Origin of the sequence: Lacimicrobium alkaliphilum (assembly GCF_002591895.1) — a bacterium.
Lineage (GTDB): Bacteria > Pseudomonadota > Gammaproteobacteria > Enterobacterales > Alteromonadaceae > Lacimicrobium > Lacimicrobium alkaliphilum.
This window is the reverse complement of the sequence record NZ_NISX01000002.1, coordinates 35,505-49,954: the sequence shown is the minus strand read 5'-3', so window position 1 is coordinate 49,954 and position 14,450 is coordinate 35,505. Positions and strand designations below refer to the sequence as shown.

At 50.4% G+C, this 14,450-nt stretch carries 13 protein-coding genes; 8 read left to right on the top strand and 5 right to left on the bottom strand.

What is annotated here, in order from left to right; translation table 11 throughout:
- Positions 1–2: 2 nt before the first annotated feature.
- The 4 genes from CDA54_RS02230 to tolC all read right to left on the bottom strand — a co-directional run bounded on the left by CDA54_RS02230 (position 3) and on the right by tolC (position 5,488).
- Positions 3–1,601 (bottom strand): L-lactate permease, encoded by a 1,599-nt coding sequence (locus tag CDA54_RS02230; protein WP_099033380.1) that lies wholly within the window; start codon positions 1,599–1,601, stop codon positions 3–5.
- 71 nt (positions 1,602–1,672) lie between these two features.
- The gene (locus CDA54_RS02225) at positions 1,673–2,713 is read right to left on the bottom strand and encodes an MBL fold metallo-hydrolase (RefSeq protein WP_099033379.1); all 1,041 of its coding nucleotides are present in this window, start codon (positions 2,711–2,713) and stop codon (positions 1,673–1,675) included.
- Positions 2,714–2,820: 107 nt separating this feature from the next.
- Positions 2,821–3,843, bottom strand: coding sequence for a LacI family DNA-binding transcriptional regulator (locus CDA54_RS02220; RefSeq protein WP_099033378.1), 1,023 nt, complete (start codon positions 3,841–3,843; stop codon positions 2,821–2,823).
- Positions 3,844–4,138: 295 nt separating this feature from the next.
- A complete protein-coding gene (tolC, locus tag CDA54_RS02215) occupies positions 4,139–5,488 on the bottom strand; it encodes an outer membrane channel protein TolC (protein WP_099033377.1) in 1,350 nt (449 codons plus the stop codon).
- A gap of 224 nt (positions 5,489–5,712) precedes the next feature.
- Here tolC and nudF point away from each other — a divergent pair, with 224 nt between their 5' ends.
- The 7 genes from nudF to CDA54_RS02180 all read left to right on the top strand — a co-directional run bounded on the left by nudF (position 5,713) and on the right by CDA54_RS02180 (position 12,469).
- Positions 5,713–6,333 (top strand): ADP-ribose diphosphatase, encoded by a 621-nt coding sequence (gene nudF / locus CDA54_RS02210; RefSeq protein WP_099033376.1) that lies wholly within the window; start codon positions 5,713–5,715, stop codon positions 6,331–6,333.
- On the top strand, positions 6,330–6,779 hold the full coding sequence (locus CDA54_RS02205; RefSeq protein ID WP_099033375.1) for a DUF1249 domain-containing protein: 450 nt from the start codon (positions 6,330–6,332) through the stop codon (positions 6,777–6,779). The genes nudF and CDA54_RS02205 overlap by 4 nt, the downstream gene beginning before the upstream one ends.
- A gap of 45 nt (positions 6,780–6,824) precedes the next feature.
- Positions 6,825–7,571 (top strand): metallophosphoesterase, encoded by a 747-nt coding sequence (locus CDA54_RS02200; RefSeq protein WP_180237088.1) that lies wholly within the window; start codon positions 6,825–6,827, stop codon positions 7,569–7,571.
- On the top strand, positions 7,559–8,143 hold the full coding sequence (locus CDA54_RS02195; RefSeq protein WP_099033373.1) for a YqiA/YcfP family alpha/beta fold hydrolase: 585 nt from the start codon (positions 7,559–7,561) through the stop codon (positions 8,141–8,143). Before CDA54_RS02200 ends, CDA54_RS02195 begins: the two co-directional genes overlap by 13 nt.
- 101 nt (positions 8,144–8,244) lie before the next feature.
- Positions 8,245–10,137, top strand: coding sequence for a DNA topoisomerase IV subunit B (gene parE / locus CDA54_RS02190; RefSeq protein ID WP_099033372.1), 1,893 nt, complete (start codon positions 8,245–8,247; stop codon positions 10,135–10,137).
- Positions 10,138–10,181: 44 nt separating this feature from the next.
- Positions 10,182–11,456: a YfiM family lipoprotein gene (locus CDA54_RS02185; protein ID WP_099033371.1), complete on the top strand. Its 1,275-nt coding sequence runs from the start codon at positions 10,182–10,184 to the stop codon at positions 11,454–11,456.
- 140 nt (positions 11,457–11,596) lie between these two features.
- On the top strand, positions 11,597–12,469 hold the full coding sequence (locus tag CDA54_RS02180) for a mechanosensitive ion channel family protein (protein ID WP_099033370.1): 873 nt from the start codon (positions 11,597–11,599) through the stop codon (positions 12,467–12,469).
- Positions 12,470–12,744: 275 nt separating this feature from the next.
- Here CDA54_RS02180 and CDA54_RS02175 read toward each other — a convergent pair whose 3' ends face one another.
- Positions 12,745–13,170 carry an NUDIX domain-containing protein gene (locus CDA54_RS02175; protein ID WP_099033369.1) on the bottom strand — a complete coding sequence of 142 codons (426 nt, stop codon included), beginning with the start codon at positions 13,168–13,170 and terminating at the stop codon, positions 12,745–12,747.
- 225 nt (positions 13,171–13,395) lie between these two features.
- Here CDA54_RS02175 and CDA54_RS02170 point away from each other — a divergent pair, with 225 nt between their 5' ends.
- A complete protein-coding gene (locus CDA54_RS02170) occupies positions 13,396–14,448 on the top strand; it encodes an efflux RND transporter periplasmic adaptor subunit (RefSeq protein WP_099033600.1) in 1,053 nt (350 codons plus the stop codon).
- Positions 14,449–14,450 lie beyond the last annotated feature (2 nt).

The window sequence follows — 14,450 nt, the reverse complement described above, 5'->3', positions numbered from 1 at the left end:
CCTCAAAAAAATACCCAGGCTACCGTTCCGGCTGCAAGGCAGTAATAGAGCATGGGCAGCAAGGTATAACTGATAATCCGCCCTTCCTGTCCACTGAGCCTGACCACACTGGCTGCGGCGACCACGTTTACTACGCAAATCATATTACCGGCATTGGCTCCCAGCATTTGTAAGGCCAGTATCAGGTGTTCAGGTATCCCGCTTTGCGCTGCAACCGATTGTTGTAACGAGGCAAACATCATGTTGGAAAAGGTGGCAGAGCCGGCGATAAAGGAGCCCAGCGCACCGATAAAGGGCGCAAACCAAGTCCAGTGCTGGCTGAACTGAATGACAGCCAGTTGAGCAAGCTCCATCGGCATTGAAGCCAATAGAGCCTGATTGTCAGATGAGTTGAGAAATATTCTGACCATAGGAACGGCGGCCGCAAGGGAAATGACCGCCCCTTTGAGGGTGCTGGCGCTGGTTTTCATCGAATCGCCCAGTTGTGAAACGGTCAGGCTCTGAAATGCCAGGGTACTTAAGCAAGCTAGTAAAAATAAGGTTCCCGGCAGATACAGTGGGGCAACAGAGGCCGATATTCCGCTTGAGAGGATATCATTCCAGGTTAGGGTGGCGGATTGCAAGAACGCTTTCACCGGCAGTGAGTTAAGACGTGAAATAACCAGCAGCAGGGCGACTATAAGATAAGGCGACCAGGCCCGCAATAGCCCCATACCGGCGCCGGGCTCAGAGACGCCAACAGCTTCATTCTGTTGTTTATGGTCAATAAACTGCCAGGCTATGGTTGGCAACAGTATGCCTTTTCTGACCATAGTACTGACAATTATCAGGCCGCATAATGCGCCAAGTAGAGAAGGAAACTCCGGACCAAGAAACCTTGCTACCAGATAGGCCGGCAAGGTAAAGGCCAGACCGCTGATGATGGCAAAAGGCGCAATGGCGAAACCCGGGCGCCAGGACTTAAGCGGGCTGAAGAAGCGACACAGGATCAGGCACAGGATTAACGGCAGCACAGAGGCAACCAGTAAATCAATGCTGATAGCAGTAACACTGGCTTGTCTGATAATCTCGGCATCCGGCGCGCTCAGTCCCTGAGTCAGGCCAACCAGCACCGGTGTTCCTACCGCGCCGAAGGATACCGCCGTAGAATTGGCAATCAAGGCCAGACTGACAGCGGCCAGCGGAGGAAACCCAAGGGCCAGCAACAGCGGCGCACAAATCGCGGCGGGTGTGCCGAACCCTGCTGCGCCTTCAAGGAAACTGCCAAATAACCAGGCGATGATAATCAACTGGACTCTGGGGTCCGGTGAAAGGTGAACAAAGGCCTGCCTGATCCTATCCAGTGCGCCGGAGTGACGGAGGGTGTTGAGTAAAGCCAGGGCACCAAACAGGATCCATAATATTGTGGCCGCTATAATCCAGCCCTCAATCAATGAGGCACTAATCACAGTGCCCGGCACCTGCCATACATACCAGGCCATAAAGGCCGATATGGCCAGACTAACGGGCATCGCCCGGGTTGCCGGCAATCGCAGCATCACCAGTAATACCAGGGTGCTCAGAACGGGCATCGCCGCACTGAGCAATTGCAGATTTGTCACGATAACGGCTCCACAAAACTTGCAGTACAGGTTAGCGCAATATTATCCACAGTGGTTTGCGCCTGATCAGATCATTGGGCTCTGTGTTGCCTTTCAGATTCATAGGTCTGGGTAATGGCCTCATCCAGTGAATGGTCAAAAAAGCGCTGCTTGTGCGGGTCGTCCCCTGTGAGTCTGGCTCTGCTGGCACTAACATCTACCTGCTGTTTCAGTGTTTCCAGGTCGGCTTCCTGAAACGAGTTTATCTGAGCCAGCAACTCGTCAAAATAAAATTGCATGGCATTTAACAAGGTATGGTCGTCGACGGGCTTGCCATGACCGGGTAACCAGAACTCAGGAGAGATATCCTGCATGTCCTTTAAAGTAGCCAGCCACTGCCGGGTATTGCCATGGCCAAGGTACGGCACAGCGTCCAGTAAATCACCACAGGCTAATATTTTTTGCTGAGGCAGGTATACCACCAGATCTGCGCGGGTGTGGCCAGACATGGGAATGACGCTGGCGTCAAATCCATATTTGGTTAAGTTTAACGGCTTACTGATAACCTTATCCGGTAAAACAAAGTTGGTATTTTTATTGTTCTTAAGCCATATCCTGGCTTGTCCAATCAGCTGCGCTTGTTGTGTTGCTTCAGCTTCACTAAGCGGGGAGCCGTCCATTTTAATTCCTTGCTCAAGGCGCTCTTCTGCGATGGGCAACTGCGCTTGCAGGTAGATAATTTGCTCCTGCAAGGTTTTCTGTGCCCGCTGTGGAATATCCTCTAAGTGACTGGTATGGCCAATAATGGTCAGCTTGTCGCCATAAGCGGTTTTGTAGTGTGCATTGCCCTGAATATGATCTGTATGCCAGTGAGTGTTCACCAGTACAGCAACGGGCAAACCTATTTTATTGTCGATAAAGCTGATAATAGCGGCAACGTCTTCGGCGCTTTGTTGACTGTCTACCACTAACACGCCATTGTCACCGCGCATAATCAGGCTATTGCTGTCATCAAAGCGTTCAGTGTCAGGTTGCACCGCAACCCAGACGGAATCTGAGATTTGCTGAATATCTATTGCAAAACACAGGCAAGGCCAGCTAATCAACGTCAAGGCAACAAAGTTTCTGAACATAGAAAACCTAAAAGGAATCAAATAAAAGTATAAACTACCTGGCTAAAGTCAAAACTAACAGATTTGAGGGGCGAACGGGGGGCTTTGAGTGGCAGGCGGGGCATAGGTTACGCTCTGCCGCAGGACTCCCGTATCACCAGTTCCGCAGGGATCAGAACCGGCTCACGTTGTTCCCCTTTGATAAGGCCAATCAGGCTGGTTACCAGCAGCTCCCCGGCTTTTTTGGTATTCTGATGGACTGTCGTCAACGGAGGGTTAGCAAAACTGGCCAGCAAAATATTGTCATAACCCACCACCGCGATTTGACCGGGAACATCTATGCCTTTGTCCTGGAGTGCCCGCATGGCACCAATAGCAATGAGGTCACTGGCACAGACAATGGCATCTACACCGCTGTCTTTAGTAAGTAACTCCACTGCCGCCTGATAGCCAGAATCCTCAGTGGTAATGGCGTCAATCTGCAATGGTTTGTCGTTGCTACCCGCCTGCTGAAGGGCGTGGCACATACCTTTAAAGCGTTCGAAAAACTCCGGACAATGGTTGTCAGCCCCGCCGACAAAAGCCAGGTTCTTGCGTCCCAGGCCGATAAGGTGCTGGGTAATTTTATAGCCACCCTGAAAGTTATCGCAGCCTACAGACAATCCAGGATGTGCATTGTCGACTTCGCCCCAACGTACAAAATGGGTCTGCTGTTGCTCAAGCTTGCTGAGTTTGTCCTGGTAGTTCATGTAATCGCCGTATCCCAGCAGAATGATACCGTCAGCTTTATTGGTATCTTCATAATCGGCGTGCCAGTCGGTACTGTACTGCTGAAAAGAGACGAGTAAATCATATCCTTCCAGAGCACAGGCTTTAGTGATACTGCCAAGCATGGACAGAAAGAATGGATTGATCATAGAGTCGTCAGAAGTGGGATCTTCAAATAATAACAGAGCAATGGTGCGGCTGTGTCGCTGGCGCAAGCTGCTGGCATTCTTATCGACTTTGTAATTGAGCTGAAGGGCGATGGCCTGAACTTTTTCCCGTGTTTCCTGATTCACCAGAGGGCTGTTCCGCAGCGCCCGTGAAACAGTGGATTGGGAAACGCCCGCCATATGGGCAATATCAAATGATGTGGCCTTATCTCTCATTACACTCCGCTCTTCTGGAGGACATATAGCTTAATTACTGGTTATACACCAGGAGCTCAGCACAGGGCAAATGATCAGTTCATCGCGCCTCAACAACTCAGGGACAATTCTCTATGCGGACTGGTATTACACGGTGACTGAAACGCTGGCTTTATCTGTGTCAGGGTAGTGGTGGGCGTAATTATCTGTGAAACCTGTGTTTATGTGGCTGGAATTCACAAAATATCGGGGAGTGGATGCTGTCTGTTTATCAATCAGGGGGATACCATTATCCCCCTGACTATAAACGACATGTTCAGTCGTTGCTTGCGGCCATCAATCCCTGATTGATATCAATCAGGTCCTGTTCTGTAAGTGAGCCGACGGCTTTTTTCAGTTGCAGTGAGCTGATAATAAAGTCGTAGCGGGCATTGGCCAGATCCCGTTTGGCACTGAACAGGTTGCGGGTGCTGTTCAGCACATCGACGATAGTACGTGTACCGACTTCAAAGCCTGTCTCTGTGGCACTGAGTGCACTTTCGGCCGAAACCACCGCCTGTTTGAGTGCTTCGGTAGTAGAAATGGCAGCAATAATATCATTGTAAGCGCTGCGAACAGAGCGGACGGTAGACCGATGAGCCAGCTCCAGATCTTCGCTGGTGGCCACATAATTATATCTTGCCTGATCCACCTGAGCACTGGTCCGCCCGCCTGAATAAATCGGTACGCTCAGGTTAAGGCCAATAGAGTTGCCATCCGTTGAGGGCAGGCTGCTTTCAGTTCCGCCTACTTCTACGTCTTGTTTGCTGCTGTCATACTTGGCACGTAAAGACAAAGTCGGTAAATGATCGGAACGCGCAGAGCGAATATCATCCTGAGAAATATCTTTGGCCAGTTTAGCGGCCAATAACTCCAGGTTCTGTTCTTCAGCAACCTTCACCCAGTGGCGTGGATTCTCAGGAGAAGGGCGGCTGGGAGAAAAGTTTTCCGTATTCAGTATGGCCAGCTCTTCGTGGTACTTTCCTGTAATAGCCCGCAACTCTTCCAGACGCAATTCCACATCATTTTCGGCGCGTATCTGTTGCGCCACTGTACTGTCATAGTTGGCCTGAGCTTCATGTACATCGGTGATCGCAGTCAGACCCACGGCGAAGCGTTGTTTGGTTTGTTCCAACTGCCTTTCGATGGCATTCTTTTCCGCTTTGACAAAATCGAGGCTGTCCATGGTCCGTAGTACGGCAAGGTAAGCACTGGTGGTACGAAGAATCAGATCCTGGACTTCGTTAGAATAAGACACTTCAGCCTGACGGGATACTTTCTCGGCTCTGTCCATCTGAATCCAGTTGTTGTGATCATATAATGACAAATCCAGCTGCAGGCCCCAACTGGTGGTATCGGTATCCGATTCAATAATTACAATACCACTTTCCTGAAAGTCCACTCGCTCACTGCTGGCCATAGAATACCCGGCCGATGCTGATATCTGCGGTAATAATGAGGCGCGATTGATAGCAATACCACGTTCCGCCGCTTGTTGCTGAGCCTTGGCTTTATTGACAGTCGGGTCATTCTTCAGAGCTAACTGGTAAACCTGGTGAAGATCGTCGGCGTAGGCTTGTGAGGTAAAGCTAAACCCAACAAGTAGCGCCAGCAGTGATTTTTTCATGTATGTTCCTAACATTTTTCTGAACCGTCAGTGTAAAGTAAACGGAATCGTTTATTTTTTCAGTGTACCAAAGTTTAAGTGAATCAGGCGCTCACTTTAACCCTTTTGAGGTAACAGCGCGTGACCAAGTGTAACAGAATATGTGGGGTGCTTTTGTCTGTAATCATACTGCCTTATGTTAGGCTGAGATCAACCGCCGGACAAAGAAGCCTGAGGTATTGGCAATGAAATCGATTAGCAGTTTTACCGCCGAGGATGTTCAGATAGACGAGCGGAAAGAAGTCTACAAGGGCTTTTTCCGCTTACATACATATCGCTTACGGCACCGGTTATTTGCCGGTGGCTGGAGTGATACGATGGTCAGAGAGCTGTTTGAGCGGGGCAGCGCTGTATCGGTGTTGCCCTATGATCCAATCCGTGATGAGCTGGTATTGATAGAACAGTTTCGTATCGGCGCCATGCAAACCAGCCCCTCTCCCTGGTTGTATGAATGTGTGGCGGGTAATATTGAGGCCGGTGAAGAACCTGAGCAGGTGTGCCGCCGGGAGGCTCAGGAAGAGGCAGGGCTCGAACTGGGCCGTTTGTATCCCATGCTGAGTTACTTGTCGAGTCCGGGAGGAACGTCCGAGAGGCTGCATTTATATATGGCCGAGTGCGATGCGACTCTGGCTGAAGGGATTTATGGTGTAGATGAAGAACACGAAGATATACGCGTGGTCAGAATGAAAGCCGACGAAGCACTGAAAATGCTCGAAGCGGGACAGATTGATAACGCAGCAGCGGTAATTTCGTTACAATGGTTTGCTCTGAACAAGCAAAAAGTATTGGATAACTGGCGTAAATGACGGTGACTGAACAGCAGCGGCGAAAAAAATATGTGCCGAGTCTGGCGAATCTGCAAGCGGTATGCGCGGCCAACTATGTGAGCCTGCAGCGTTTGCTCCCAGAGGTTGACGAGCAGAACATGGCCTATTGCTTTGCTGCCGGTAGCAACCTGAGTTACAGCATCGTCATTCAGCAATGCGAGCCGTATACCACTACTGTGGAGATGCGACAGAATAGTTCCGGCCTGCCGGATTATTTGCAGCCGGTAATGCAGATCCGCCTTTACCATGATGCTAATCTGGCTGAAGTGCTGGGCTTTCAACATATGAGTCGCTTTCGTCCCAGCTACCAATACCCTAATCAGTTAATGCATCAGAAAAATGAGAAAGAGCTGGTCAATCACTTTCTGGCCGAATGGCTGGGATTCTGTTTGCGCAATGCCTCTTCATCCACTGTCAGCCCGTAACTTGTCCGGAATGCCCTGTTGATCGGTTCAGATTCCTGCGTTCGTGTGATCCAGATAACGGATTGTCATCTGTTTGCCGATATTCAGCGTTGCAGTTACCGGGATATTAACCCTTATATCACCCTGCGACAGGTACTGGTTCATGTGAAGGCGCTTGAACCTGATCGGGTGATCGTTACCGGCGACCTGAGCGGTGACTTATCGGGACTCAGTTACCAACACTTTGCATCCCTTTGGCAACAAGCTGAGATACCTGCGGCTTTGCATATTCTTCCCGGCAATCATGATCAGCCTTCGTTGCTGACGCAGTTTTTCAGCCATGAAATGAAATGGCTGCAGGCCCCGCTGCGTGATAATAACTGGTGTTTACATGCGCTTGATAGCCATTATCAGGGCACGCTGGGCCATGTGAGCACAGCGCAACTGGAACGGCTTGAACAGCAGGTCAGGGCGATGCCGGATGCTTCACATCTGGTGGCTGTACACCACCATCCGATACCCTGTAATAGCTGGATGGATAAGCATCAGTGGTGTAATCGCGACGCGTTTGTGGCGCTGCTGGAAGCCTTACCGCAAATTCGGCTGGTGATCCATGGCCACGTGCATGCTGAGCTAACCTTTTTTCAGGGGCAAACCCAGATCCTCGCGTGTCCTTCAACATGTTGGCAATGGCGGCATACGCAGGAGTTTGCGGTTGATGACCAGGCACCAGGGCTGCGATTACTGGAATTGCACTCCGGCGGTAGTTTTAATACGCAGATTATAAGAGTGAGTCATCAATGCAACGTGTAATGATTTATCTTCATGGTTTTCTGAGTTCTCCCGGCTCGGTGAAAGCCAATCAGATGCGCGACTTTATTACCAGGTACCATCCACAGGTACAGCTTGAAGTACCGCAGCTGGCTAACTTCCCGGCACAGGCTCTGGAACAGGCTATTGCCCTGGCAGAGCACTACCGGGATAAAGAACTGGCCTTTGTGGGCAGTTCCATGGGGGGCTTTCTGGCCAGCCACCTGGCGAATCGTTTTAATGCCAAAGCGGTGTTGATCAACCCGGCAGTGCACCCCCATCTTTTGTTGCATGGCATGCTCGGTGAACATCAAAACCCATATACCGGTGAGGATTTTATGTTGACAGAGGCCCATGTGCAGGAGCTGATGCAACTGGATATCAGCCATATCGATAAACCCGAGAATCTCTGGGTGCTGCTGCAACGTGGTGACGAAACCCTGGATTACAGACTGGCACTGGCGCTGTATAAGGATTGCAGGATCACTCTGGAACAGGGTGGCAGCCATGCCTTTGATGGCTTTGAACGTTATCTGGCCGATATTACCGGCTTTGTGTGGGCAAAGTCCGGGTGAGTTGGTAACATCATAAAGGATCAATGCCAGCCGGATCTGTACCGAAGCCCTCTGGGGTTGAGATAAAACAATAACAACGCTTTTAAACAAGATGATTCAGCATGTCCAATCAAAGTTATAACGCACAAGCCATTGAAGTTCTGAGCGGTCTGGAGCCGGTAAAACGTCGTCCGGGAATGTATACCGATACTACCCGACCGAACCACCTCAGTCAGGAAGTGATCGATAACAGCGTGGATGAAGCCCTGGCCGGATACGCCAGCGAGATCAAAGTGATTCTGCATGATGACCAGTCGCTGGAAGTGATTGACGATGGCCGCGGTATGCCGGTGGATATTCACGCTGAACATGGTATCAGCGGCGTGGAGCTGATTATGACCAAGCTTCATGCAGGCGGTAAGTTTTCCAACAAGAATTATCAGTATTCCGGCGGTTTGCACGGTGTGGGTCTGTCTGTGGTCAACGCCTTGTCAAAACGGGTGGAGATCACTGTGCGTCGCGATGCTCAGGTCTATCAGATGGCCTTTGAGAATGGTGATAAGGTTCAGGAGCTGGAAGTGGTGGACAGTTGCGGCAAGCGCAATACCGGCACCCGGGTCAGGTTCTGGGCCGATGCGCAGTATTTTGACTCGGCCAGATTCTCGGTAACCAAGTTGCTGCATGTGCTCAGGGCCAAAGCAGTGCTGTGTCCCGGTTTGCGAATCCGGTTTGAAGACAAGATCAGTAAGGAATCCCACGAGTGGTTTTTTGAAGACGGGCTCAGAGACTATTTATACCAGTCGGTTAGCGCCTATCCTTGCGTGCCGGAAGATTCGCCTTTCGTGGGCGCGTTTTCGGGCAATCATGAAGCCGCAGACTGGGCGGTTATCTGGCTTCCCGAAGGGGGAGAGCTGATTACCGAAAGTTATGTGAACCTGATCCCCACCACTCAGGGGGGCACCCATGTTAACGGTCTGCGTCAGGGGCTGCTGGAATCGATGCGGGAATTCTGTGAATTCCGAAATTTGCTGCCCCGGGGTGTAAAACTAACCCCGGAAGATATCTGGGATCGATGCAGCTATATTCTTTCCACCAAGATGCAGGACCCACAGTTTGCCGGGCAGACCAAAGAGCGGTTGTCATCCCGACAGGCTTCCGCATTTGTTTCCGGTGTGGTCAAAGATGCCTTCAGTTTATGGCTGAACCAGCATACTGAAGTGGCCGAGCTACTGGCACAAATCTGTATCAGCCATGCCCAGAAAAGGTTACGTCAGAACAAGAAAATCGAACGCAAAAAGGTCACTCAGGGGCCAGCACTGCCTGGTAAGCTCACCGACTGTACTACACAGGACAATACCCGCTCAGAGCTTTTTCTGGTGGAAGGGGATTCAGCAGGTGGTTCGGCCAAGCAGGCCAGAGACAGAGAGTTTCAGGCGGTGATGCCGCTACGTGGCAAGATTCTCAACACATGGGAAGTGGAATCCACTCAGGTACTGGGCTCCAATGAGATCCACGATATATCTGTCGCTTTGGGAATCGATCCCGATTCTGACGATTTGTCCGGATTGCGCTATCACAAAATCTGCATTCTGGCTGACGCTGATTCAGACGGCCTGCATATAGCCACTTTGCTGTGCGCCTTGTTTGTGCGGCATTTTCGCTCATTGGTCAATCACGGCCATGTGTATGTGGCGATGCCGCCATTGTTCAGAATAGATGTGGGAAAAGAGGTTTCCTATGCCCTGGATGAGGGCGAGAAACAAGGCATTCTTGACCGTATCGAAGCGGAGAAAAAACGTGGAAAAGTTAACGTGCAGCGCTTTAAAGGGTTGGGGGAAATGAACCCTATTCAGCTACGTGAAACCACCATGGATCCCAATACCCGCAGGCTGGTGCAACTCACCGTGGATGATGATGCCAGTACGCTTGAACTGATGGACATGTTGCTGGCAAAAAAACGTGCCCCAGATCGCAAGAACTGGCTGGAAAGCAAAGGCAATCTGGCGGAAATCTGATTGATTGTGGCTAACGGGCTGGTTGTGGCAGGAATCATGACGTAATGAGATCTCTTAAGGGCTTGTTGCGGCTGCTTATCGGTATGATGCTGCTATCGGCGGGCGTAGTTGGTGTTCTGTTAGTATTGGTGATCGATAGCCAGCCGCTGGTAGAGTCAGACAGCGCTGCACAGGTAGAAGAAGCCGACTCAGTGACAGAGTTGTTACCCCAGCTTCGTAATGCCTATGCACACAGCGAACAAGAGCAGGTGCTGAGCATCAGTGCACAGCAGCTTGAAAGTCTCGTCGGGGTCATTCAACGTGCCCGCGCGGGGTTTCGTGGGCAGGTCAATATTGCTCAGGGATTGGGAGTGCTGGCAATCAGTTATGAGCTGCCACTTGCAGGCACCTATCTTAATCTCAGCACTGAGCTTAAAGCCGGGCCGGGCATCCAGTTAGGAACGATGCAGTTAGGTGATATCAGTCTGCCGGGAAATGGGGTGTTGTCACTATTCAGCATGCTGGTGGACTGGAAGCTGGATACGCATATTGCCAGTGAACTGATGGATCGGGTGCAGCAGGTTGATATCAGCAGCAACGCCATGGCGATCAGGCTGGCGCCTTTTGCAGATTTACTTCAGCAGCTCAGAGAAATGCCACCTTCAGTCTTATCCCCCGAAGATGAACAAAAGCAACAGCGGGTACGCCACTATCTGGCCTTACTCGATAGTCTGGAGGTGCCAGAGACCAGTACACTGTCATTACACTATTACCTTCAGCCGCTATTTGAACAAGCATCGGCACGCGCCGTGGACACCGATGCCGTACGGGAAAATGAGAGTGCCTTGCTGGCACTGGCCATTTATACCGGTAATCGCCACTTTGCCAGGTTTGTTGGTCTTCAGGCGCTGCCGCGCAGGGGACATCGAATGGACATCGTACTGGCCGGCCGACAGGATCTTCAGTTGCATTTTATATACTCAGCAGCCATTAAACTGCTCTCTGATCAGGGGATCAGTATCGCAGTGGGGGAATTTAAAGAGCTGATGGACAGAGGAGAAGGCGGCAGTGGCTATAGTTTTGTGGATCTGGCGGCCGATATGGCCGGAGTCAGATTGGCAAGAGCGGCGCTGGAGCCTGACAGGGCCAGACTGGTCCAACAACGCCTGGCGAGGGCACAAGATTCGCGGGTGTATTTCCCTGCGGTACTGGATTTACCGGAGGGAATGGATAAAGATGAATTTTCCCGGCGTTTTCAGGCTGTAGACAGTCCGGCATATCAGCAACAGGTCGACAAGATAAAAGCACGGTTAAAGGCGTTGCCCCTCTATCAACCCTGATCTGTCGGAATGCCAGGTACTAAAAACACCGCACTGGCCAACTATTCTGTACTGCATATCTTGCAAAATACCCGTGCAGTCAGGATGATATGTCCGGTTAAATCTCAAACCTCACCAAACCGAGTTTACAAGGAGCACCATTGGAATACTGGCTGGAAAAGATTTTTGCCTTTATGTTGACCCATAAGCTGGTAACCACCCTGTTACTGTTATTTGTGATGCTGGGGATTAAACGGCTGATAGTGCGTCTGGTACGCAGAAGAGGGAAAAAACGCGCAGAAGACAAACGACCAGCTGTGAACGCCATAAAGAATGTCAGCAATATGCTGCTGGTGGTGTTTATTCTGGTGCTCTGGTCTGCAGAAGTGCAGACACTGGCCTTTTCTATTGCCGCCTTTATGGTGGCCATTGTATTGGCTATGCGTGAGTATATTCAGTGTTTTACCGGCTTTATTTATGCAACCAGTGCGAGAATGTTCAGAGTCGGTGACTGGATCCAGGTGGGGGAGCATTACGGGGAAGTGATTGAGTCAGACTGGCTCAGCCTGACTCTGCTTGAAGTGCATATGGAAACGTATGAGTACTCGGGTAAAACCCTTAATGTGCCGAATAATCTGTTGATTACTAAGCCGGTGAAAAACCTTAATTTTCTGAAACGCTATTCTACCCACTCTTTTATTCTTACCCGGGATCAGAGTGTAAATGTGTTTGCCTTTAAAGCGCTCCTTGAGGAAAGAGCCCGGGAATACTGCGAACATTTTCACGATGTGGCTTTGCGCTACAACAACCTGATTGAGAAGCGCCTGGATGTGAATATTTCCGGCCCGGATCCGGCAATTCGTATTACCACCAATAATCTGGGAGACACAGAAACCCGGATTACGATTTTCTGTCCTACTGACCAGGCCATAGATATTGAACAGAAAATTACTGAAGACTTTATGGGGTTGTGGTTTGAAACCCGCGATAGCAAAGGCACAGAGGTGAAAAGCAACGTTCATATCAGTTCCTAAAAGCGGTATTCCCGGCAGTTAATCGCTTTATTTTGTTTAACCTTCAGTTTTTTCAGGTTTCTCAATCAAACCGGCGCTGGATAAGCGGAGTAAATTTCAGAGTTGTACGATTCTTGTACTTTTGGGTTTTCTCTGTACTTAGTAAATTCATAATTTATAGTTACGTTAAACAATAACTTACAGAGTAGCGTTAACCGAAATAAGTGATAAGGGTACTTTTCTTATTATGGGAAATATAAAAGTAAGCTTCACAATCTAAATGCCTGCTAAGTGGTTCAATCCTTTGCCTGATTAAACCATTCTCTGAGCTCAATCAATTCATCTCCCCTTTGCCAGTCATGCAGGCCTAATTCATAAGGGTTGTTCAGTTGAATTGAGCGGATAGCTGAATCTGCCCAGCCCGGCACCGGGTATGTTTTTAACTCCGCGGTGAAAGCGGGAGGTAAATGGCACTCATATACCCGCAATCCTGAGTTGGTGTCGCCCAAATGGCGTCCCACCTCTACATTAAACCCTGTTTGTTCCCAGGTGTTTCTGTGGGCCGTGCATTGGGCGCTCTCATCGCCCTGAGGGGTACCTCCTGGCAGATCAAAGCCAGCAGCATGTCGGTTAGCCGTCGTTACAAGCCATTTGTCGATTTTGATTAGGCAGGCTGCTCCGCCAACGGTACTCTGCCGCTGCTGAGCATCTACCCTGCACATGGGCTGTGCAGGCGGTTCGCTGCTGCAGGCGGCGAGCAGTGCAGAGGCACAAAAAAGTAATCTTATTTGCAATTTACTACGTAGAGTTCAGGGATTTAACGCCTATGGTAGTATAAGCGCCCCGTGCAGGCTATCACTTGCATACAGGTAACGTTACTTTTATACGAGCCGGCCTGGTGACAAACCGGCTGCAATCATCTTCATCAGAAAAGGGCTTTGGGCCAGATGGCAAAGAAACTTACGATCTCACCTGTTTTGATTTTATTGCTGATGGTAGCGGCTGTTACTGTCTATCTTTATCTTCAGCCTGAAGAAACCCAGCCTTCACGGCAGATGAGCCCGGTGCCGGTAAAAGTCGAAGAGGTTACACAACAAGACTTTGCCGTAGTGGTGGAAGCGCTGGGCACGGCCACGGCGAATGAGGCTGTGCAGATTACCGCTCAGCAGAGTGAGGTGATCTCCAGCATAGGATTTGATGATGGTGATATGGTGGAAAAGGGCCAGCTTCTGGTACAACTTAATGATCGGGAAGAACAAGCCCGGGTCAGTGAACTGGAAATAAACCTGCAGGAGGCGAAGAGGCAACTGCGGCGTATCACCAATCTGGCCCGTGAAAATGCAGCTTCAGCACAGTTACTGGATGAGCAGGAGGCAAGAGTGAATGCCCTCAAGGCACAACTGGAAGTGACTGAGTCGCAGTTAGCAGAGCTGGAAATCCGTGCACCATTCTCCGGTAAGCTGGGTATTCGCCGGGTCAGCAATGGTGCCCTGGTGCGCCCCGGCGATATGATCACCACACTGGACGATCTCAGTAAAGTTAAGGTGGATTTCAGTATTGCCGAACGCCATTTGGCGGATGTAGCAAGAGGCCTGCAGGTGGCCGCTACGACCGTGGCGTATCCAGGTGTCATCTTTCGCGGTGAGATTGTGAGTATAGATTCGCGACTGGACCCGGTGACCCGTTCGGTACAGGTCAGGGCTTTGGTGGATAATCCTGAATTGCGATTGCGCCCCGGAATGCTGCTTCAAATCCAGTTACAGAAACAGGTGCTGAACACCCTGGTGCTTCCTGAAAGCGCACTGATTCCTATTCAGGAGCAGCAATTTGTGTATGTCATCGGTGCAGACAATAAAGCACAGAAACGGGAAGTAAAGATTGGTCGGCGCAAGCCCGGGCTGGTGCAAGTGATTTCCGGATTGAAGGCTGGAGAGCGTGTTGTGGTTGAAGGTGCGCTGAAACTCGGCGATGGCATGTCTGTCAACATACTGGAGCAATAACC

Bases quoted from the DNA above. Each gene is read 5' to 3' on its own strand.
- CDA54_RS02185 (WP_099033371.1), top strand. From the start codon at position 10,182: ATGAGATCTCTTAAGGGCTTGTTGCGGCTGCTTATCGGTATGATGCTG.
- CDA54_RS02175 (WP_099033369.1), bottom strand. From the start codon at position 13,170: ATGTGCAGGGTAGATGCTCAGCAGCGGCAGAGTACCGTTGGCGGAGCA.
- tolC (WP_099033377.1), bottom strand. From the start codon at position 5,488: ATGAAAAAATCACTGCTGGCGCTACTTGTTGGGTTTAGCTTTACCTCA.
- CDA54_RS02195 (WP_099033373.1), top strand. From the start codon at position 7,559: ATGCAACGTGTAATGATTTATCTTCATGGTTTTCTGAGTTCTCCCGGC.
- CDA54_RS02205 (WP_099033375.1), top strand. From the start codon at position 6,330: ATGACGGTGACTGAACAGCAGCGGCGAAAAAAATATGTGCCGAGTCTG.
- CDA54_RS02170 (WP_099033600.1), top strand. From the start codon at position 13,396: ATGGCAAAGAAACTTACGATCTCACCTGTTTTGATTTTATTGCTGATG.
- nudF (WP_099033376.1), top strand. From the start codon at position 5,713: ATGAAATCGATTAGCAGTTTTACCGCCGAGGATGTTCAGATAGACGAG.
- CDA54_RS02220 (WP_099033378.1), bottom strand. From the start codon at position 3,843: ATGAGAGATAAGGCCACATCATTTGATATTGCCCATATGGCGGGCGTT.
- parE (WP_099033372.1), top strand. From the start codon at position 8,245: ATGTCCAATCAAAGTTATAACGCACAAGCCATTGAAGTTCTGAGCGGT.
- CDA54_RS02225 (WP_099033379.1), bottom strand. From the start codon at position 2,713: ATGTTCAGAAACTTTGTTGCCTTGACGTTGATTAGCTGGCCTTGCCTG.